We start from the raw sequence: 20,796 nt of genomic DNA on the forward strand, positions 1-20,796 counted from the left end.
CTAGCCATAGGTTGTAGGATTTGCGGCAATGAGCAATCCTGCAAAAAAAGAAAGAGTATAATAAAAATAGTAAAATTGTTGTTAAACAAAATAATTTAATACTAAATTCCATTAGAAAATAAAAATTATGTTTAAAGATAGGAAGTTTTAATTTTACGCTAAATTTTATTAAACATTTGTTATTTAAATATGGAATAGTATAAGTTTTAAAGTAATTTTATTGTATTATAAGCATAAAAAATATTGAAAGGATTTACAAATTATGAAAAAAATAATAATGATAATGGGAACGGCTCTTGTTCTTTCATCTTGTGGAGTTGTTGGAGCGGCAGGAAGTATTGCTGGAGGGACAATTAAAGCAGCTGGAACTGTTACAGGAGCAGTAATTAAAACAACTGGAAATATTATCGGCGGAATAATCGGTGGAAATGATGGAGAAATTGATGCAAAGGGCGTTAAGTATAAATTTTCTAAGGCAAAAGTTGAAAATGATGGGAATACAACAATTGTAACAGGAGTTTTAACAAATAGTGGGAGCAGAAAGGAAAATGTTACTATTGAAATCCCTTGCTTTGATAAAAAAGGAACAAAAGTTGGAGATGCTGTAGATAGCACTGACTCCATTGATAAAAATAAAAAATGGGAGTTTAGAGCTGTTCTAAATTCGGGAGATGTAAAAGCGTGTAAAGTTAAAGATGCTTATGTAAATGCACAATAAATTTGATAATAACATCCTATACTAAATATCGTTTAAATAGTGAATTTATTACAATCTTTTTTTATAAAAGATAAAATCTAATATTTTAAAAAAATTTAAAATATAATTTTTGTTTTTTAAACAAAGTCTAGCATAAACTAATCTCTAGGATTTTTTACAATGAGCTATCCTATAAAAATAAAAAAACATAGAGATTATGAAAAATATTTATTAATAAAAATATCTAAAAAATAAAATTCAAAAATATATAAAATATATCGTTACATTAAAAAGAAATATTTGCAAATATTTTTAAAAAGTGTATAATATATACATATAAAATTTAGGAGGATAAAAAATGGCAGGAAATATTTTAGGAACAACAGTTTATTATGATGCTGACTGTGATTTGAGTAAATTGGAAGGTAAAAAAATTACTGTATTGGGGTATGGTTCACAAGGGCACGCACATTCTTTGAACTTAAAAGAAGGTGGATTTGATGTAACTGTTGGACTTAGAAAAGGTTCAAAATCTTGGGATGAGGCTACTGAAGCAGGGTTTACAGTAAAAGAAACTGCAGATGCTGTAAAAGGTGCAGATATAGTTATGATTTTGATTCCAGATGAAATTCAGGCTGATGTATATGCATCTGATATTGCACCAAACTTGAAAGAAGGAGCATATATCGCATTTGGACACGGATTTAATATTCATTTTGGAAAAATTGTTCCAAGAGAAGATATAAGCGTATTTATGGTTGCACCAAAAGGACCTGGACACTTGGTAAGAAGAACTTTCCAAGAAGGAAGTGGAGTACCTTGTCTAGTAGCTGTTTACCAAGATGCTAAAGGAGATACAATGGAAGTTGCTAAAGCATGGGCATCAGCTATTGGTGGAGGAAGATCAGGAATCCTTGAAACTACATTCAAGCAAGAAACAGAAACAGATTTATTTGGTGAACAAGCTGTATTATGTGGTGGAGTAGTAGAACTTATGAAAGTAGGATTTGAAGTATTGACAGAAGCTGGATATGATCCTGTAAATGCTTACTTTGAGTGCTTACACGAAATGAAACTTATCGTAGACTTGATTTATGAAGGTGGATTGGCAACAATGAGAAGCTCAATTTCAAACACTGCTGAATATGGAGATTACATCACAGGACCAAAAATTATAACTGCTGAAACAAAAGAAGCTATGAAACAAGTATTAGCAGATATCCAATCAGGTAAATTTGCAAATGACTTCTTAGCAGACTCAAAAGCAGGACAACCATTCTTAAAAGAAAAAAGAGCAGAATTTGCAAATCACGGTGTAGAAAAAGTTGGGGCTGAATTAAGAAAACTTATGCCTTGGATTAAAAAATAAATCATATTAAAATCCTTAATTTTAAAGGAATATAGCGATTATCCATTTTGCTGAAAGGAGCAAAAATGGGGAAAAATCAATAAAATAAAAATAAAATTACAATTTAAAATTTTAGCAGTCTTTTAAATAAGGCTGCTATATTTTTGATTATAAAGACTTTTTAAAAATGAAGGAAATAAAAATGGGAAAATTAATAATTATAGAAGGTACAGATGGAAGTGGAAAACAGACTCAGACAGAATTACTTTATAAAAAATTACAAGAAATAAAAGGAGACGAAAAAGTAAGAAAAATATCTTTTCCAAATTATGAAAGCAGAGCTTCTGAGCCTGTAAAAATGTATCTTGCAGGTGAATTTGGAAAAACAGCGGAAAGCGTCAATGCTTATGCGGCTTCTGTGCTTTATTCAGTTGACAGGTTTGCTTCATTTAAGACTGAATGGGAAGAGTTTTACAATAATGGGGGAATTGTGATTAGCGATAGATATACAATTTCAAATATGATTCATCAAGTTCCTAAAATATCTGATAAATCTGAACGTGAAATATATTTGAGCTGGTTAATAGACTTGGAATGGAGAAAAATAGCAATACCAGAGCCAGATGTTGTATTTTTTTTAGATATTCCGTTTGAGTTTAGTCAAAAACTTATGAAAAACAGGGAAAATAAAATAACTGGAGAAAAAGAGAAGGATATTCACGAAAAAGATAAAAATTACTTGAAAAATGCCTATGAAGTAGCAAAAGAATTGTCGGTAAAATATAAGTGGAATGTAATTTCCTGCATTAAAGATGACAAATTAAGAACGATAGAAGATATAAATGATGAAATGCTAAAAATATCTCTGGAAAATATATAATTGATTCGAATTTTATAAAATAAAATTTTTTAAGTAAAAATTTGTTAAAAGAAATCAAAAATAGAAAAGAAAAAATATATAAAAAGAAATCAAATTGTGATATAATAATGTTTGGAATATAATAATAAATAAGGAGAGGGTATAATGGCTAGAAAAAAAGCTGAAGAAAAAGAAAAGGATGATAAAGCGTTAAGCGAAAAGGAGAAAATGCTTGACTTGGCACTAAAGCAGATTCAGAAGGATTATGGTGATGGTGCTGTAATGAAACTTGGTGAAAATCAGAAAATGAATATAAGGGCTATTTCTACAGGAAGCTTGAATTTGGATATAGCGCTTGGAATTGGTGGAGTGCCAAGAGGGAGAATTGTTGAGATTTATGGAGCGGAATCTTCAGGGAAAACAACACTTGCACTTCATATTATTGCGGAAGCTCAGAAGGCTGGTGGAACAGTGGCATTTATTGATGCGGAACATGCTTTAGATCCAGTTTATGCAAAGGCTCTTGGAGTAAATATTGATGAGCTGTTAATTTCACAGCCTGATACAGGTGAGCAGGCACTTGAAATTTCAGATATGCTTGTAAGAAGTGGAGCAATGGATGTAATTGTTGTCGATTCAGTTGCGGCGCTTGTTCCAAAAGCTGAAATTGAAGGAGAAATGGGCGATCAGCAAATGGGACTTCAGGCAAGACTTATGTCAAAAGCACTTAGAAAATTAACAGGAAGTATCTCAAAATCTGATACAGTTATGATTTTTATTAACCAAATAAGAGAAAAAATTGGCGGATTTTCATTTGTTCCAGGAGTACAGACAACGACTTCAGGAGGACGTGCTTTAAAATTCTTTTCAACTGTAAGAATGGAAGTAAAAAGAGTAGGTTCTGTTAAGCAGGGAGACGACGTTATTGGAAGTGAAGTTGTAGTAAAAGTTACAAAAAATAAAGTTGCGCCACCATTTAAAGAAGCTAAATTTAATGTTATGTATGGAACTGGAATTTCTAAAATTGGGGAAGTACTTGATGCAGCGATTAATCTTGGAATTGCTTCAAAAAGCGGGGCATGGTTCAGTTATGGCGATGAACGTCTAGGACAAGGGCGTGTAAATGTTGAAAATATGCTGAAGGAAAACAAGGAAGTATATGGAAGACTTGAAAAGCAAGTGCTTGATGCTATTCGTCCAAAACAGGAAACAGAGCAACTAAAAATAGTAGAAACTGTTGAATCTGAAAATACGGAAAATAAAGAAGCAGAGACAGATGAAGATTAATAAAATTTATCGTAATAAGATATATCTTGATAATGAGGAAATTATGGATATAAGTCCTCTTATCAGGCAGAAATATGATTTAAAGGTAAATGACAATATTGAGAGGTTTTATGATGAGATTTCGTATGAAGCCTCTCTTGAAAAAGGGATTTTTCTAATTTCATTAAAAGACAGGACAAAAAAAGAAATACGGTTAAAGCTGCAAGAAAAATTTAGAAACAAGTCAGCTATTTTACAGGCAATAGAGAAGTTGGAAGAACTAGGGTATCTAAATGATTTAAATTATGCTATTTCATATATTGAAGGCAGAACTTACGGTAAAAATCGTATTTCCTACAACCTTTTTCAAAAAGGAATTGATAAAGTCACAGTTGAAAAGGCCTATCTGACTTTAGATGAGGAAAAAGAAGACAATGTTGATGACACAAAGTTAGAAAAATTAATTGAAAAAAATAGTAAAAAGATTAATATAAATAATGAGAGGGAAGAAAAAAAATTAAAGGAAGAACAGAAATTTATACAGTACCTAGCAAGACAAGGTTTTTCCCTTGACAAAATTTTTAAAAAGCTGAAAGAATATAAAGAAAATTATGAATAACGGTAAAGGAGGAAAATCGTATGAGAACGATATTTTACCATCTTGTGTTAGTTGGAACTTTTATTTATGGAAGTTTTGTTCATATATGGTATCTAATATTCAATAAAGGCGAAAAAAGATATAGATATGTATGCCGAGTAGCCAAAAATTGGGGGAAAAATCTAATCTGGGGAGCTGGAAGCAAAGTAAAAGTTATTTACAAGAATGGCAGTGAAGAAGAAATAAAAAAAATACGAGACACAAAAGAAGCAGTTATATTAATCTCAAATCATCAAAGTAATGTAGATATTCCTGCATTATTAGGATATTTGCCACTTGATTTTTCTTTCATTGCAAAAAAGGAAATGAAAAAATGGCCTGCAATTGGACGTTGGATGCGTTCCTTTGACTGTATATTTTTGGATAGAAAAAATGCAAGACAGGGAATGAAGGATATGAAAGATGCTATAAGTAAAATAAAAAAAGGGCATTCTTATGTAATTTTCCCTGAAGGAAGCAGAAGTGAGGACGGTACAATTGGTGAATTTAAAAAAGGGAGCTTTAAACTTGCAACAGATACAGATGCAAGAATTCTGCCAATCACAATTATTGGAACTTATGAAGTGCAAAGCCGTAAAAGTTTAAAGGTAACGCCAAATAAAAATATAAAAATTGTTGTGGATAAGCCAGTAGATTTAAAATCTATGTCAAGAGAAGAAAAAAAGGAAGTTCACAATATTGTAAATAAAATTATAAAAGATAATTATACAGAAGAAAAAAATCTTTAGGTGGGGGTAAGTATACCCCTATTTTGCGTGAGAAAGGAAAGCGATACAATGAAAGTATTTTTAGCGACTAAAAATAAGGGAAAAATAAAAGATTTTGAAAAACTGACAGAAGGGATGGATTTAGAAGTCGTAACAATTTTAGATGGGCTTGATATTCCTGATGTTGTGGAGGATGGAGAAACTTTTGAGGAAAATTCACGGAAAAAGGCAAAGGAAATTGCAGATTATACAAATATTGTAACAATTTCAGATGATTCAGGACTTTGTGTAGATGCTTTAGATGGAGGACCTGGAGTTTATTCGGCAAGATTTGGAGGAGAAAATGCGACTGACAGCGAAAAGAACCAAAAAATGCTGGAACTTTTGAAGGATGTGAAAAAAGAAAATAGAAAAGCACATTTTGTATCTGTTGTAAGTATTGCCTTTCCAAATGGGGAAATTCATTCATTTCGAGGAGAAATAAAAGGAGAAATTTTGTTTGAAGCAAGAGGTAACAATGGATTTGGGTATAATCCAATTTTTTATTCGTATGAGCTAGGAAAATCATTTGGAGAAGCAGATGACGAAGAAAGAAAAAGTGTGAGCCATCGGGCAAGAGCATTTAGAAAGCTCATTGCATCAGGACTTCTGGAAGAAAAATAAATATTAATTGTTTTTCAGACTAAAAAATAGATTTGGATAAATTATAAATTTTGATTTCAGTTTTTAGTATTGTTTGTTAAATAAAAAAAGGCTGGAAAGGAGCTGTTTATTATGGAAATTACTAATGAAAAAATTGAACTAAATGGATTAATTCACAAGGGAGTGGATAAAATTCTGATATTAATGGCGATATTGTCTATTGTTTATGGTATAGCATTTACTTTGCTGGAAAAAATTACAGTTGCAAGGACAATTTCAGCTTTTTTGCCAGTTGCTGCCATTGTTGTCTGGATTTTGTTTATTTTTTTGAGAATTGACAAGTTAAAAATTGAAAATGGAGTGGCTTCATTAAATGGAAAAAATTTGGATAGTAAAAATACGACAGGATATATGGATAAATATGTGGGAACACCAAGAATACATTTGACAGTTAATGGAGAAAAAATATTATTCGAACCGTACGTAAACCGTTACAGCAGAAGCGACACTTCTAATAAAATCACAGCAATCGGATTTTTCCTAAAAGAGAAAGGAATACCTGAAATACAGTATCAAAAAATTTATCGTAAAATCCTGCTTTTGAGATTAGTTATCCTTTTAGGAATAATGACTCCATTAATAATAACAGTTTAGGAATTTGTCAGGGAGAGAAACAATAAAAAATGTTAGTAAATTTGGAAATAAATAGGGAAAATCTAAAAAGGAACTTGGAAAAAATACGTTCTATAAATAAAAATATCGTTTGTGTAATTAAAGATAATGCTTATGGACTGGGAATTGAAAATATTTTTCCGATATTGCTAAAAAATAATTCTAATTACTTTGCGGTGGCATATATTGAGGAAGCGATAAAAATTCGTGAAATTCTAAAAAAATTTGAAAAAGAAAAAAAACTAAATTTTTTGGAAAATAAAAAAATAAAGATAATGGCACTTAATTATATTGAGCCTAAAAATTTAAAATATGTAATAGAAAATAATGTTGAACTTACAATTTTTAATTTTCCACAATTATCAGACTACTTAAAAATTTTGGATAAATCCTTTGAAAATACAGTTTTGAAAATCCATATAAAAGTAAACAGTGGAATGAACAGGCTTGGATTTAATGAAAATGAAATTTTGGAATTAATTGAAAAAATAAAAAAATATGAAATAAATTCTAAAAATAACAAACTGAAAATAATCTCTATTTTTTCTCATATTTCAGATGCAGAAAATCAAATTGAAACAGAAAAGCAAGTTGAAAAATATGAAAATATTTTAAAGATATTTCACAAAAATAATGTAAAATACCAGTACAAACATTTGCAGGCAAGCCCATTACTCTTTAAATATGGACAAAAATACAATTATGATTTCGCAAGGGTAGGAATGACACTTTATGGAATGGAGCCTTTATCTTATGATGTGGGATTATTAGACGTTATAACAGTAAAATCAAAAATTATAAACATAAGAAACGTGAAAAAAAACAATAAAATTTCCTATGGAAGTAAAGGCATTGTAAGCAGAGACTCTAAAATAGGCATTGTATCAATAGGCTACGCACACGGATTTCAAAAACAAATCGAAAATTCAGAAGAAGCATATGTTTTAGTAAATGGTAAAAAGGCAAAAATTGTTGGAGAAATTTGTATGGATATGATTTTTATTGATTTAACGGATATAGAAAATGTGAAAGTGAATGATGAAGTTGTAGTTATTGGGAGTCAGAAAAATGTTGAAAATGAAATTACTGAAAAAATAACATTGAGGCAAGTAGCAAAGTGGGCTGGGACAATACAGGATGATGTGCTGACTAAGTTTTTGGGAATAAAAAAAACAGTAGATTGATTTTATTTAAATCTTTTTACTGTTTTTTAGTTTTTGAATTTTTAAAAATTAAAGGCTCTAAAAAGATATGAAAAAAGATAACAATTATAACAATAAATATCAATGGATTTGTCTTATAAGCACGAGAAAAATTACCTTTTAAAAATTGAATACTCGCTGTTGTTAGACCCTCGCTCCAATAGTGAATATGCAGAGGTTTTAGAATAAATCCAAATGGTGTTGGTATTTTAAAATAATAACGTACAGAAATTATTGATATTAGTAAAATATATAAAATAAATCTTTTTTTATGATAGTTAAATAATTGTTTAAAATAATTTTTCATAATTAGATATTTTGATATGGCATTGCTGACATAATTTTTTCATAATTTGTTTTTTTAGTTTCTTCCATAATAAGAAATAAATCAATAAGCCACCAGATTCCGCATCCTCCAACAGTTAATAGTTTTAGAACTCCTAATCCAACTTGTCCTAACATAAATCTATCTACTCCATAATTTCCAAAACAAAATGATAAAATAAACATTATAAGAGAGTCTTTAATTGGAACGACCTGTACTCTGTTAAACTCTTCTTGAGTAAGATTTGATAATTTTGTTCTAATTTCTTCAATTGAAACTTCAGGTAAATTTTTAGCGTTTGTCATAAGATAGTTTTGTACTAGATTTGGGTTAACTTTAGTATTTTCTGTCGTAATAATCTCGTTCATATTTCCTCCTTTGATTAATTAGAAAAACTAAACAATTATATAATAAAATAAGAAATAAAGTCAATAAAAATTTGCAATTTTAATTAAAATAAGATATAATTAATGTAATAATTAAAAAAAATTGGAGGGTATCTTTATGGCAATAGCAATTTTGGAAAACAATGGATTAAGAAAAGAAGTAAAATTAGGATTTTCGTGGACAACATTTTTCTTTGGATGGTTTGTACCTTTATTTAGAGGAGATGCTAAAAATGCTATTATATTTTTAGTGGGTGGACTTTTAGCAGGAGCATTAAGCAGTTTTACTTTTGGAATTGTAGCGATAGGATATGCCATTTTTATTGCATTAAAATATAATCAAATGTATGCAAAAAGTTTGATTGAAAAAGGATGGAGACCTGTAAGCGATACCGACAAGCAATTATTAACTTCAAATGGTGTAACTATGCATAATGATTAGTATTTCCGTAAAGTTATTTGAATAAAAAGTTTACTCAAGTGAATTATATTAGAATTATGATTGCTTGAGTTTTTTATTTGTTTTAAAATTTTCTTATATTAATATCCTATGAAAAGGAATTTTAAATATTTAGCTGGATAATAGAATTATCTAGTATTATACAGATAAATTTTATAAACATTAAATTTATTTATAAATTATTTGATTAGCATTGAAAAAAACTGTAAAAAATTGTAAAATAGGTTATAATTATAAAATATGGAGAAAGTAGGGAAAATAAATGGATTTGAACAAATATGAAACATTAAAGGATAGATTTTTGAAATATGTAAAGATTGAAACTAGATCAGATGAGAAAAGTGAGAGTATTCCATCAACACCAACACAGCTTGAATTTGCCAAAATGCTTGTAAAAGAGCTAGAAGAAATAGGGATGGAAGATGTGTATGTGAATGAAAATTGCTTTGTTAATGCAACTTTGAAAAGTAATATTGATAAAGATGTGAAAACTATTGGATTTATTGCACATATGGATACTGCTGATTTTAATGCAGTTAATGTAAATCCACAGATTGTGGAAAACTATGATGGGAAAGATATTGTCTTGAATAAGGAGCAAAATATTGTATTATCTACTCATGAATTTCCAAATTTAAAGGAATATGTGGGAAAAACTGTAATTACTACTGATGGAACAACACTTCTGGGAGCTGATGACAAGGCTGGAGTTGTGGAAATTATTGAGGCTATGAAATATTTGATTAACCATCCAGAAATCAAGCACGGAAAGGTAAAAGTAGCGTTTGGACCTGATGAGGAAATTGGGCGTGGAGCAGACAACTTTAATGTGGATGAATTTGGGGCGGATTTTGCTTATACAATGGATGGCGGACCTGTTGGAGAGCTTGAATATGAGAGTTTTAATGCGGCTGGAGCTGTATTTAAAATAAAAGGTAAAAGTGTTCATCCAGGAACAGCCAAAGGAAAAATGATAAATGCAAGTTTAATAGCTGCAGAAATTATAAATAGCTTTCCAGCAGATGAAGTGCCTGAAAAGACTGAAGGATATGAAGGATTTTATTTTCTTGAAAAAATTCGTGCAAATTGTGAAGACGCTGAATTATCATACATTTTAAGAGATCACGACAGACAGAAGTTTGAAGAAAAAAAGAAATTTTCTGAAAATGTCGCAAAAAAAATTAATGAAAAATACAAAAAGGAATTAGTAACAGTTGAAATAAAAGACCAATACTACAATATGGGAGAAATTATAAAAGATCACATGGAAATCGTAGAAATAGCCAAAAAAGCAATGGAAAACCTTGAAATAAAACCAATAATCAAGCCAATCCGTGGTGGAACAGACGGCTCAAAAATCTCATTCATGGGACTTCCAACTCCAAATATTTTCGCAGGCGGAGAAAATTTCCATGGGAAATATGAATTTGTAGCACTTGAGAGTATGATTCTAGCAACTGATGTAATTGTGGAGATTGTAAGATTGAATGCTGAAGGAGAGTAAATTGAAAAAGGGGATACAAAGGAGATATAAATAAGTGAAAGTTATAGTTTATTTTTTATTATTGCAAGTAGTAATTTTTTCTGAAGCAAAAAAATTAAGAGAAATAACTTATTATGAATATTATCCAGTTATTACAGAGAAAATTGAAACTGGAATGGAAATTCAAATAATAAAAGGATACTGTGTAATTTTTGAAAATAAATGTTCTAATTTTTTGTATGTTCCAAAGTATAAAATAGGCGGAGGATTAGATATAAATGCTATAAAAAAGATAAATATTGATTTATTAAATTTTAAAACAACATTATTTAGTAATGTTTTATTTGATAATAATTATCCATATTTTGATAATGAGAAGCAAATGATATTAAAAAATAAGAATATAAGACAAAAAATTCTAAACCTACGAAAAAAACTTTTAGACTTTGATAAGCTTAATGAAATTAAAAAGAATGAAATTTTGCTGGCAGAAGATGAGTGGATAGAACTTGATGAATTACCAAAGGTTTTTTCAACTTATATTGTAATTAAATTACCAGAACTATCTTTGCCATATATTTTAAATTATAATTCTGTTAAAACAAACAATAAATCTGATTTTGATGATAATCTTTATGAATTGAATAAACAAATTATAGAATTGGTTAATTTACTGGAAATACAATAAAATTAAACCTGAAGAAAAACTTATTAATCAAAAAAGTTTAAAAAAGTAAAAAAATTTGATTTTGAATGCTTAAGGGGGACTTAAGAGTTAAAAATAATAAAAAGGGAGTGATGAGAATGAAAAAATTTTTATTGGTTAGTTTTATTTTATGCAGTTTTTATGGATTTTCGGCAAAGGCAAATACATCAAAAAATAATACTTCGGTAACTGAAAATAAAACTAAAAATATTGGTGAAATGACTATAAAAGAAACAATTGAGAAACTTAGCGAAAGTGATAAGAAAAAATTTAAAGAGATAGACCTGGAAAAAAAGGAACAGAAGGAAGTAGAAGATTTGACTAGAAAAGAGTTAAATGAACTTGGCATTAATAAAAAGTCTATTGAAACAACATTTAAGGCTATTGAGATACAGGATGACTATGAAGAGGCAAAAAAATTGTTTTTACAGGCAATAGAGGAAGACAAAAAAAATTATTTACCGTATTATTATTTGGGAATATTAGTTTATCAGCAAGAAAATAATGTTAAACGTTCAATGGAGTATTTTGAGAAAGCTATAGAGGCTAATCCTAAAAATCCAATGGCATATAATAATCTTGCAGTAAGATATGGACAAGTGAATATGGAGAAAGAACAGTTGGCTCTTGTTAAAAAAATGATAAAATTATTCCCTGATTTTCCGGAAGGATATTTTTCGTTAGCTGCAATACATTTTCGGAATAAAAATTATTTAGATTCGATAAAATATGTAAAATTAGCAATAGAAAAGTATAAAAAAATGAATAAGCTTGATTACTCTTACATAACAGAATCATTAAAAAACAAATATGAAGCAGATGCTTATTATCTTTTATTTTTAAATTATATTGGAATGGAAAAATATGACGAAGCATTTGAAAATTCTAAAGAGGCTTATATATTTATGGCACAGAAGGATAATGAATTGAGATACACTATGTATGATACGCTTGTTGATATTGCACAAGAGATTAAAAAAACAAATAAAATAAAATATAAGGAATACAGTGCTGTTTTAAACAGTTTACAATTTGCAGAGCAACTAGTAAAGGCAAATAAAGATTTGCAAGAAAGGAAGAGTGGAGATAAACAATAAACTCGAATCCTTTGAAAATTAATTAAATTAAAAAATTTTAATTTAAAATATGGAATGAAAGGTGTGATTTAAATGTTTGATTTGGCTGGGGAAGTTGCTCTTGTTACAGGTGGGGCAAAAGGTATTGGAAAGGGAATTGCAAAGGCATTGAAGCAGGCAAGGGCAAAAGTGATTATAGGAGACATTGACAAAAATAGAGGAAAAGAAGTTGCAAATGAGATGGGAGTTGAATTTCGTCATTTTGATGTTACAAATAAAGATTTGGTAGATTATACAATCCAAAGTATTTACGAAGAATACGGGAAAATAAGCATACTTTGTTCAAATGCAGGTATTTTTCCTAGAACAAGTATTGAAAAAATGACAGAGAAAGACTGGGATGAAGTACAAAATATAAATATGAAAGGGACTTTTTTTGTAACAAAAGCAGCACTAAAATATATGAAAAAGCAAAGTTATGGACGAGTAATACTGACCTCTTCGATTACAGGGCCTATTACAGGACTATCGGGATGGGCACACTATGGAGCTAGCAAATCCGCTCAACTTGGATTTATGCGAAGTGCAGCTATAGAATATGCAAAATATGGAATTACAGTGAATGCAATTCAACCAGGAAATATTATAAGCGATGGACTTTTAAGCATGGAAAATTCTAAAAGCTATATGAATCAAATAAAAGAAATAATACCAGTATACACGTTGGGAAAACCTGAAGATATAGGATATACAGCAGTTTTTTTAGCAAGCCGGGAAGCTGGATTTATTACAGGACAAACAATAGTAGTAGATGGTGGACAGGTTCTTTTAGAAACTCTGACTTTTATTTAGCATCTAAATTAACATAAAATAGAAAATCTTTTGAAAAAAGTATTGAAATTATGACTTATTTCGTGCTAAAATGGTATAATTTAAAAAAGAGTTTTTGTAAAATTTCACTTGGTTTACTAAACTTGCAGGATAAATAATTAAAATTTTAAAAATAAAATGAGGAGGATGTTTAAAATGAGTCAAAAAGATAAAATTGTAATTTCTGAAGGATTGACTTTTGATGATGTACTATTAATTCCACAGGCATCAGATGTGGTACCGCACGAAGTGTCACTGAAAACAAATTTAACTAAAAAATTGACACTAAATATACCAATACTAAGTGCTGCAATGGATACGGTTACAGAATCAAAACTTGCAATTGCACTTGCAAGAGAAGGTGGAATTGGATTTATTCATAAAAATATGACAATTGAAAGACAGGCTGAAGAGGTATCAAAAGTAAAAAGATACGAAAGCGGTATGATTACAAATCCGATTACATTAAAGGAAGACGCTATTTTAAAAGATGCAAATGACTTGATGAAAAATTATAAAGTTTCGGGACTTCCTGTAGTTGATAATAACGGTAATTTAAAAGGAATTATTACTAATCGTGACTTGAAATATAGAGAAGATTTATCATTAAAAGTTGTAGATATTATGACGAAAGATAATTTGGTAACTGCCCCTGTTGGAACAACTCTTGAAGGTGCAAAATCTATTCTTCTGGAAAATAGAATAGAAAAATTGCCAATAGTTGAAGGTACTAAATTAAAAGGTTTGATTACAATTAAAGATATTGACAATGTTATAAATTATCCTAATGCTGCAAAAGATGAACATGGTAGACTTAGAGTGGGAGCAGGAGTTGGAGTTGGAACTGATACAGTAAGAAGAGTTACAGCTCTAGTAGAAGCTGGAGTTGACATTATTGCTGTTGATTCGGCACATGGACATTCAAAAGGAGTTATTAATAAAATAAAGGAAATTAGAGCGGCTTTTCCTGATTTAGACATTATCGGAGGAAATATCGTAACTCCAGAAGCAGCGCTTGACTTAATAGAAGCAGGAGTAAATGCAGTAAAAGTCGGAGTTGGACCAGGTTCAATCTGTACAACTAGAGTTGTATCAGGAGTCGGAGTGCCACAAATTTCAGCTGTAATGAATATTGCACAAGTTTGTAAAGATAAAGGAATCGGACTTATTGCCGATGGTGGAATAAAATTATCTGGAGATGTTGTAAAAGCTATTGCAGCTGGAGCGGATTGCGTTATGCTGGGAGGAATGCTTGCGGGAACTGATGAAGCACCAGGAGAAGAAATTTTGTACAACGGAAGAAAATTTAAGACTTATGCAGGAATGGGATCACTTGCAGCAATGAAGAGAGGAAGCAGCGACAGATACTTTCAGCTTGAAGCAGCAACAGAAAAATTAGTTCCAGAAGGAATTGAATCAATGGTTCCATATAAAGGTGCATTAAAGGATACAGTTTACCAAATTTGCGGTGGACTTCGTTCTGGAATGGGATACTGTGGAACTGGTACGATTAAGGAATTAAAAGAAAATGGAAAATTTGTAAAAATAACAGGAGCAGGACTGAAGGAAAGCCATCCTCATGATGTTATAATTACAAAGGAAGCGCCAAACTACAATAATTCAAATAACTAGAAAATGTCTAAAAAATTTAAAAATTGAATTATGAATTAATGAAAGGATGAGAATGAATAAAGTAAAAAAAATAGCACTTTTATTTACATTGGTAATGGGAATAAGCGTTTTATCCTATTCCTATGAGGATTATTATGAAAAAATCTATAATGTAAAAATTTCTAAAAGTGATTTGTTTAAAGCTATACATGCTAATAAAAATCAGCAAATAAAGTTATCAAAAATATTTGACGAATATCAAAAAAAAGCTGAAGGAGTAGAAAAAGAATTAATCCAATTCGACAAGAAAAAAATAAAAATTGGAAAAATAGAACAGGAAAGATACAGAGCAATTGCAAAAATTTTGACAAATGAGCAGTTTGAAGCTTACAATTCCTATATAAACTCTCAAAAGGCATTATTTGATGAAAAAGTTGATAAAGTCAAAAATTTTGTTGATAGTATTAATTTGACAAATGAGCAAAAATCACGTATTTTAAAATACGAACGGGACTTTAAACGTGAAGTTGATAAATTGAAAGATCAAAGATTAACAGAAGAAAACTTCATTGTAAAATATAATGAATTAAAGCAGGAAAGAAACGAAAAAATGCGAACAGTTCTGCTTGATGACCAGGTAAAATTGATAGAAAGTTTTTAGAGTATTGACAAAAGTTATAAAAAAATGTTAGAATACTATGATTAATCACACTTTGTATTATTTAAGGATAGGGTGTTGGAATTTTAAAATTTATTTTTATAAATTATTATCAAATTATAAGATAAAAAGTAAAAATTACAATCTGTCTTTTAAAGAAAAGTGGGAGAAAAACCAAAAAAATTAGGAGGAAAAACGTAATGGCAGTAATTACAATGAAACAATTATTAGAAGTAGGAGCACATTTTGGACATCAGGCAAAAAGATGGAACCCTAAAATGAAACCTTACATTTTTACAGAAAGAAATGGAATCCATATTTTGGATTTACACCAAACTTTAGGAGCAACTGAAGCAGCTTACGAATTTGTAAGACAAATCTCTGAAGAAGGTGGAAAAGTATTATTCGTAGGAACTAAAAAACAAGCTCAGGAAGCAGTTAAGGAAGAAGCTGAAAGAGCTGGAGGATTCTATGTAAACCACAGATGGCTAGGTGGGCTTTTAACTAACTTGGAAACAATCAAAAAAAGAGTAAAAAGATTAAAAGAACTTGAAGAAATGGATGCAGATGGAACTTTAGACGAAGCATACACTAAAAAAGAAGCTGGATTATTAAGAAAAGAAATGGCAAAACTTTCTAAAAATATTGGTGGAATTAAAGATATGAACACTTTACCAGCAGCATTGTTCGTAGTTGACATCAAAAAAGAATTCTTAGCATTAGAAGAAGCTAAAAAATTAGGAATACCTGTAATCGCATTAATCGATACAAACGTAGATCCTGATTTAGTAACTTACAAAATTCCAGCAAATGATGATGCTATAAGATCAGTAAAATTATTTGCACAAGTTATTGCAAATGCAGCAATTGAAGGAAACGGTGGAATTGAAAATGTTGTTGAAGGAGTAGAAGTAGAAGTTCCTGCAAACGAAGAAATCGTTGAAGAAGTGGCAGAAGAAGTTACTGAAGAAACTACAGAAGCATAATTTGAAATATAATTTAAAAAATCAAATAAAACAATAGGGGAATAAAACCATTCCCCTGTTCTTGTAAAATAGCAATTAAAAAAATAAGAAAATAAACTCATACTTCTATTAGCTGAACTAAAAATAAAAAGAAATGGTGAGAAATTATGAAAAAATTTTTAATCGGATTATTTTTGGTAGCAAGTTTAAGTGTTTTGGGTGTGAATAAAGGAAAACTCCCAATGCAACGTGATATAGATTATGTGTGGTATCATTATGAATTAGATTCTAAATATGAAAACCTATTTTCAAAACAAAAAAAGGAATTTAAGGATAAGTGGGATATTTACCAAGATAATAATGATTATAAAAATTTTATTGTGCTACTAAAAAAATATATTCAGAAGTATCCAAACGATGCTTATGCCTATGAAGTACTAGGTACAATGTATATGGCAACGAATAATTTTAAGGAAGCAGAAAAAAATTATTTAAAAGCTATGGAACTGGGAGATAATGATACAGCGAAATTTTCTTTAGTCGTTTTGTATAGCAAGAAAGAGTTAAATAATGATAAAGAAAAATCAAAACTTGTTGAGAAATATTATGAAGAACTGAAAAAAGAAGGATTCAAATCATACGACAGCCTTGAAATTCTTAGAGCTTCTAAAACTGGGGCATTACTTGGAAATGCTAAGGCGATATTTGGATTAGCGGTTTATTATGATAATTATGGAAATTATAAAATGTCACAAAAATATGCGAAGGATTTTTTAGAATTTGATAATAAAAATCCAGAAATTTTGAATATACTAAAAAATGTTTCAAAATAATCTTGGTGAATAATAAGTTAATCATTAAGCAAAATAAAAAATAAAAGGAATGATGAAAACTATGAAAAAATTTTTCGTTGGACTATTTTTAGTAGCAAGTTTAAGTGTTCTAGGTGCAAATGTAAATACCGAACGTAAATTAAGCACTGATAGGGAAGATAAGTTTTTAATGCTAGATGAAGTTAGTCATGTACCAGATTATGAAAAATTTAGGAGTACTTATGCAAAAGAAAAAGATGATTTTAGAAAAAATTTCCGAGCTATGCAGGAAAAAAACGATAATAAAGGTTTAATTGCCCTAATGAAAAAATACATTGAAAAATATCCAGATGATGCTTATGCATACGAAGTTATGGGATCATTATATGTTTTAGAGAATAATACAAAAGAAGCTGACAAATATTTTTCAAAAGCTATTGAATTAGGTGATGATGATACTGGTAAATATTCTTATGTTCTTTTATATGCAAATGAAAAAAAAGGAGTCAAAAGGAAACAGGCTGATAAATATTTTGAAGAATTATCACAAGGAAGCTATTCGGAAAGAGGGCTTAGGGAACTTAGAATAAGTAAAACCGAAGCATTGACTGGTAATGCTTATGCGATATTTAGATTAGCAGCTTTTTATTATGATTCTGGACATCCTAGACAAGTTGAAAAATATGCAAAAGAGTTTTTAGAATTTGATAAAGAAGATTACTTTATTATAGAAATGCTGTCTGGAACATATTTTGAACAAAAAAAATATGCGGAAGCAGAGAAATTTCTTTTACCACTTGCGAAAAAAGGGAATACACAAGCACAATGGTTTTTAGCAATGGGATATTTTGAAACTAAGAAGTTTAAAGAAGCAGAAAGCTGGGCAAAAAAGGCATTGGATAGTGCAAAAAAAGAAGGTTCTTTTAGTAAACATATAGAACAATTATTAATGATGTTAGATGGAGAATTAAATAAATAAAAAATTAAAAATATAGGAGGGAAATAAAGTGGCAATTACAACAGCACTTATTAAAGAATTAAGAGAAAGAACAGGAGCAGGAATGCTTGACTGTAAAAAAGCTTTACAAGAAAATGACGGAGATATTGAAAAAGCAATTGACTGGTTAAGAGAAAAAGGGATTGCGAAAGCAGCTAAAAAATCTGGAAGAGTTGCAGCAGAAGGATTGGTATTTGCAGCAATATCTGAAGATAGAAAAAAAGGTGCTATCTTGGAATTTAACTCTGAAACTGATTTCGTTGCTAAAAACGATGAATTCAAATCTTTTGGAGAAAAATTGGTAGGATTGACTTTAAGCCATGACTTGACAAGCGAAGATGAATTAAAAGCATTTGAACTTGAAGGAAAAACTGTTGAAACTCATTTGACAGAATTAATCGCTAAAATTGGTGAAAATATGAATATTAGAAGATTAAAAGTTGTTTCAACTGACGGGTTTATCGAAACTTATATTCACTTAGGTGGAAAAATTGGTGTATTATTAAATGTTAATGGAGAAGCTACTCCTGAAAATATTGAAAAAGCAAAAGGTGTTGCAATGCACATTGCAGCAATGGATCCAAAATATTTAGATAAATCACAAGTTACAGCTGGTGATTTGGAAAGAGAAAAAGAAATTGCAAGACATCAGTTAGAATCAGAAGGAAAACCAGCTAATATCATTGAAAAAATATTGGATGGAAAAATGAGAAAATTCTACGAAGAAAACTGCTTAGTACAACAAAAATATGTTAGAGATGACAGTGTTACTATCGAACAATTTATTGCCCCAAGTACAATAAATTCATTTGACAGATTTAAAGTTGGAGAAGGAATCGAAAAAGAAGAAGTAGATTTCGCTGCTGAAGTAGCTGCACAAATTTCTGGAAATTAATTATAAGGGGAATTATCCCCTTATTTTTTCGTAAATTTTTAAACGGGGGTTAGAGTATAACCTATAAAATTCATGGAGGCTCCTATAATGCTTAAATATAAAAGAATATTATTAAAACTAAGTGGAGAAGCACTTGCAGGGAACAAAGAATTTGGTTTTTCAAATGAAGTGCTTGAAAGTTTTGCAAAACAGATAAAGGATGTGCATGAAAAAGGTGTGCAAATTGCTATCGTTATTGGTGGTGGAAATATTTTTCGTGGAATAAGCGGGATGGAAAAAGGATTTGACAGAGTGACTGGAGATACAATGGGAATGCTTGCAACAATCATGAATGGACTTGCACTGCAAAATGCAATTGAAAGCATAGGAGTACCGACAAGAGTTATGACAGCGCTTCAAATGCCGCAAGTAGCCGAGCTTTATATTAGACGTAAAGCAATAAGACATCTGGAAAAAGGAAGAGTTGTTATTTTTGCAGGTGGAACAAGCAATCCTTATTTTACGACAGATTCTTCGGGAGCATTGAGAGCTGTGGAAATTCAGGCAGATGTACTTGCCAAAGGGACAAAAGTTGATGGAATTTATGACAAAGATCCGATGAAGTTTGATGATGCTGTAAGATATGATACAGTAACTTTTGATGAAGCTATTTCAAAAAATCTTGGAGTAATGGATACAGCAGCACTTTCATTATGTAGGGAAAATCAAATGCCAATTGTGGTATTTAACGCCTTGGAAGAGGGGAACATCTTAAAAATGGCTCAAGGTGATAATATAGGAACAACTGTAAAAAAATAATTGATATAAAATAAAAAAACAAAATATTTTAATAAAAAATAAAAAGGTGGTAAGAATGTTAGATGCAATTTTAAAAGAAGCTGAAGAAAAAATGCAAAAATCTTTAGAAAACACAAAAGATAAATTTTCTCACGTAAGAGCAGGACGTGCGAGTGTTTCTATGCTTGATGGGGTAACAGTAGAAGCTTATGGTGCTCAAACTCCTCTTAATCAAGTTGGAACAGTTTCAGCTCCAGAAGCTAGATTATTAGTAATAGATCCTTGGGATAAAACATTAATCCCAGTAATTGAAAAAACTATTTTACAGGCAAATCTAGGATTTAATCCATCAAATGATGGTAAAGTTATTAGGCTTGTCGTGCCAGAACTTACAGAAGATCGTAGAAAAGAATATGTAAAAATGGTAAAAAAAGAAGCTGAAGAAGGAAAAGTTGCAATCAGAAACGTAAGAAAAGACGTAAATAATAAACTTAGAAAACTTGAAAAAGACAGCGAAATTACAGAAGATGAACTAAAATCAAGCGAAGAAAAAGTACAAAAATCAACTGATAAATTTATCGCACAAGTTGACGATGCTTTGAGTAAAAAGGAAAAAGAATTGTTAACAGTTTAATTTTTTGGATAAAATTTAGGAATGAAATAAAAATAGGGAATTACTCTAGTTCTGGTAGAATTAGAATAGTTCCCTTTTTACATTTTTATT

General features: G+C 30.0%; 23 protein-coding genes. 22 read left to right on the plus strand and 1 reads right to left on the minus strand.

All coding sequences use genetic code 11. From position 1 onward, the window contains the following. Positions 1 to 262: 262 nt before the first annotated feature. The 9 genes from FVE75_RS02460 to alr all read left to right on the plus strand — a co-directional run bounded on the left by FVE75_RS02460 (position 263) and on the right by alr (position 8,033). On the plus strand, positions 263 to 718 hold the full coding sequence (locus FVE75_RS02460; protein ID WP_147005036.1) for an FxLYD domain-containing protein: 456 nt from the start codon (positions 263 to 265) through the stop codon (positions 716 to 718). Positions 719 to 1,055: 337 nt separating this feature from the next. Beyond that, on the plus strand, positions 1,056 to 2,066 hold the full coding sequence (ilvC, locus tag FVE75_RS02465; RefSeq protein ID WP_147005037.1) for a ketol-acid reductoisomerase: 1,011 nt from the start codon (positions 1,056 to 1,058) through the stop codon (positions 2,064 to 2,066). Between the two features lie 181 nt (positions 2,067 to 2,247). After that, on the plus strand, positions 2,248 to 2,925 hold the full coding sequence (locus FVE75_RS02470; protein WP_147005039.1) for a dTMP kinase: 678 nt from the start codon (positions 2,248 to 2,250) through the stop codon (positions 2,923 to 2,925). Positions 2,926 to 3,069: 144 nt separating this feature from the next. Beyond that, positions 3,070 to 4,191 carry a recombinase RecA gene (gene recA, locus FVE75_RS02475; protein WP_147005041.1) on the plus strand — a complete coding sequence of 374 codons (1,122 nt, stop codon included), beginning with the start codon at positions 3,070 to 3,072 and terminating at the stop codon, positions 4,189 to 4,191. Then, positions 4,181 to 4,789: a regulatory protein RecX gene (locus FVE75_RS02480; RefSeq protein ID WP_147005042.1), complete on the plus strand. Its 609-nt coding sequence runs from the start codon at positions 4,181 to 4,183 to the stop codon at positions 4,787 to 4,789. The genes recA and FVE75_RS02480 overlap by 11 nt, the downstream gene beginning before the upstream one ends. Before the next feature lie 20 nt (positions 4,790 to 4,809). Continuing rightward, positions 4,810 to 5,556 carry a lysophospholipid acyltransferase family protein gene (locus FVE75_RS02485; RefSeq protein ID WP_039901306.1) on the plus strand — a complete coding sequence of 249 codons (747 nt, stop codon included), beginning with the start codon at positions 4,810 to 4,812 and terminating at the stop codon, positions 5,554 to 5,556. 48 nt (positions 5,557 to 5,604) lie between these two features. Further along, positions 5,605 to 6,198 carry an XTP/dITP diphosphatase gene (locus tag FVE75_RS02490; protein ID WP_147005044.1) on the plus strand — a complete coding sequence of 198 codons (594 nt, stop codon included), beginning with the start codon at positions 5,605 to 5,607 and terminating at the stop codon, positions 6,196 to 6,198. 111 nt (positions 6,199 to 6,309) lie between these two features. Then, positions 6,310 to 6,831: a hypothetical protein gene (locus FVE75_RS02495; protein ID WP_147005046.1), complete on the plus strand. Its 522-nt coding sequence runs from the start codon at positions 6,310 to 6,312 to the stop codon at positions 6,829 to 6,831. Between the two features lie 29 nt (positions 6,832 to 6,860). Then, positions 6,861 to 8,033, plus strand: coding sequence for an alanine racemase (gene alr, locus FVE75_RS02500; protein WP_147005047.1), 1,173 nt, complete (start codon positions 6,861 to 6,863; stop codon positions 8,031 to 8,033). 327 nt (positions 8,034 to 8,360) lie between these two features. Here the strand turns inward: alr and FVE75_RS02510 are convergent, their stop codons facing one another. Then, complete coding sequence (locus FVE75_RS02510; RefSeq protein ID WP_147005050.1) at positions 8,361 to 8,744, minus strand: TM2 domain-containing protein; 384 nt, start codon at positions 8,742 to 8,744, stop codon at positions 8,361 to 8,363. A gap of 136 nt (positions 8,745 to 8,880) precedes the next feature. Here FVE75_RS02510 and FVE75_RS02515 point away from each other — a divergent pair, with 136 nt between their 5' ends. The 13 genes from FVE75_RS02515 (at position 8,881) to frr (ending at position 20,706) form a co-directional block, all read left to right on the plus strand. Then, positions 8,881 to 9,204, plus strand: a complete 324-nt coding sequence (locus FVE75_RS02515; protein ID WP_147005051.1) for a DUF2628 domain-containing protein — start codon at positions 8,881 to 8,883, stop codon at positions 9,202 to 9,204. A 280-nt stretch (positions 9,205 to 9,484) separates the two neighbouring features. Continuing rightward, positions 9,485 to 10,726: a peptidase T gene (gene pepT, locus FVE75_RS02520; protein WP_147005053.1), complete on the plus strand. Its 1,242-nt coding sequence runs from the start codon at positions 9,485 to 9,487 to the stop codon at positions 10,724 to 10,726. Between the two features lie 34 nt (positions 10,727 to 10,760). Beyond that, entirely contained in the window at positions 10,761 to 11,393 is a 633-nt protein-coding gene (locus FVE75_RS02525) for a hypothetical protein (protein WP_147005054.1), read from the plus strand. A gap of 116 nt (positions 11,394 to 11,509) precedes the next feature. Next, entirely contained in the window at positions 11,510 to 12,508 is a 999-nt protein-coding gene (locus FVE75_RS02530; protein WP_172618760.1) for a tetratricopeptide repeat protein, read from the plus strand. 72 nt (positions 12,509 to 12,580) lie between these two features. Further along, a complete protein-coding gene (locus FVE75_RS02535) occupies positions 12,581 to 13,339 on the plus strand; it encodes an SDR family NAD(P)-dependent oxidoreductase (protein WP_147005057.1) in 759 nt (252 codons plus the stop codon). A 174-nt stretch (positions 13,340 to 13,513) separates the two neighbouring features. Next, positions 13,514 to 14,989, plus strand: a complete 1,476-nt coding sequence (guaB, locus tag FVE75_RS02540) for an IMP dehydrogenase (RefSeq protein WP_147005059.1) — start codon at positions 13,514 to 13,516, stop codon at positions 14,987 to 14,989. 52 nt (positions 14,990 to 15,041) lie between these two features. After that, a complete protein-coding gene (locus tag FVE75_RS02545; protein ID WP_147005061.1) occupies positions 15,042 to 15,629 on the plus strand; it encodes a viral A-type inclusion protein in 588 nt (195 codons plus the stop codon). A gap of 197 nt (positions 15,630 to 15,826) precedes the next feature. Next, the gene (gene rpsB / locus FVE75_RS02550; RefSeq protein WP_147005063.1) at positions 15,827 to 16,612 is read left to right on the plus strand and encodes a 30S ribosomal protein S2; all 786 of its coding nucleotides are present in this window, start codon (positions 15,827 to 15,829) and stop codon (positions 16,610 to 16,612) included. A 146-nt stretch (positions 16,613 to 16,758) separates the two neighbouring features. Then, on the plus strand, positions 16,759 to 17,424 hold the full coding sequence (locus FVE75_RS02555) for a hypothetical protein (protein ID WP_147005065.1): 666 nt from the start codon (positions 16,759 to 16,761) through the stop codon (positions 17,422 to 17,424). 61 nt (positions 17,425 to 17,485) lie between these two features. Next, entirely contained in the window at positions 17,486 to 18,382 is an 897-nt protein-coding gene (locus FVE75_RS02560; protein ID WP_232052591.1) for a tetratricopeptide repeat protein, read from the plus strand. A 28-nt stretch (positions 18,383 to 18,410) separates the two neighbouring features. Beyond that, positions 18,411 to 19,295, plus strand: a complete 885-nt coding sequence (gene tsf / locus FVE75_RS02565; RefSeq protein WP_147005067.1) for a translation elongation factor Ts — start codon at positions 18,411 to 18,413, stop codon at positions 19,293 to 19,295. An 87-nt stretch (positions 19,296 to 19,382) separates the two neighbouring features. Next, complete coding sequence (pyrH, locus tag FVE75_RS02570; protein WP_147005068.1) at positions 19,383 to 20,093, plus strand: UMP kinase; 711 nt, start codon at positions 19,383 to 19,385, stop codon at positions 20,091 to 20,093. Between the two features lie 55 nt (positions 20,094 to 20,148). Then, entirely contained in the window at positions 20,149 to 20,706 is a 558-nt protein-coding gene (gene frr, locus FVE75_RS02575) for a ribosome recycling factor (RefSeq protein WP_147005070.1), read from the plus strand. Positions 20,707 to 20,796 lie beyond the last annotated feature (90 nt).

Source organism: Leptotrichia hongkongensis (genome assembly GCF_007990635.1).
GTDB lineage: Bacteria > Fusobacteriota > Fusobacteriia > Fusobacteriales > Leptotrichiaceae > Leptotrichia > Leptotrichia hongkongensis.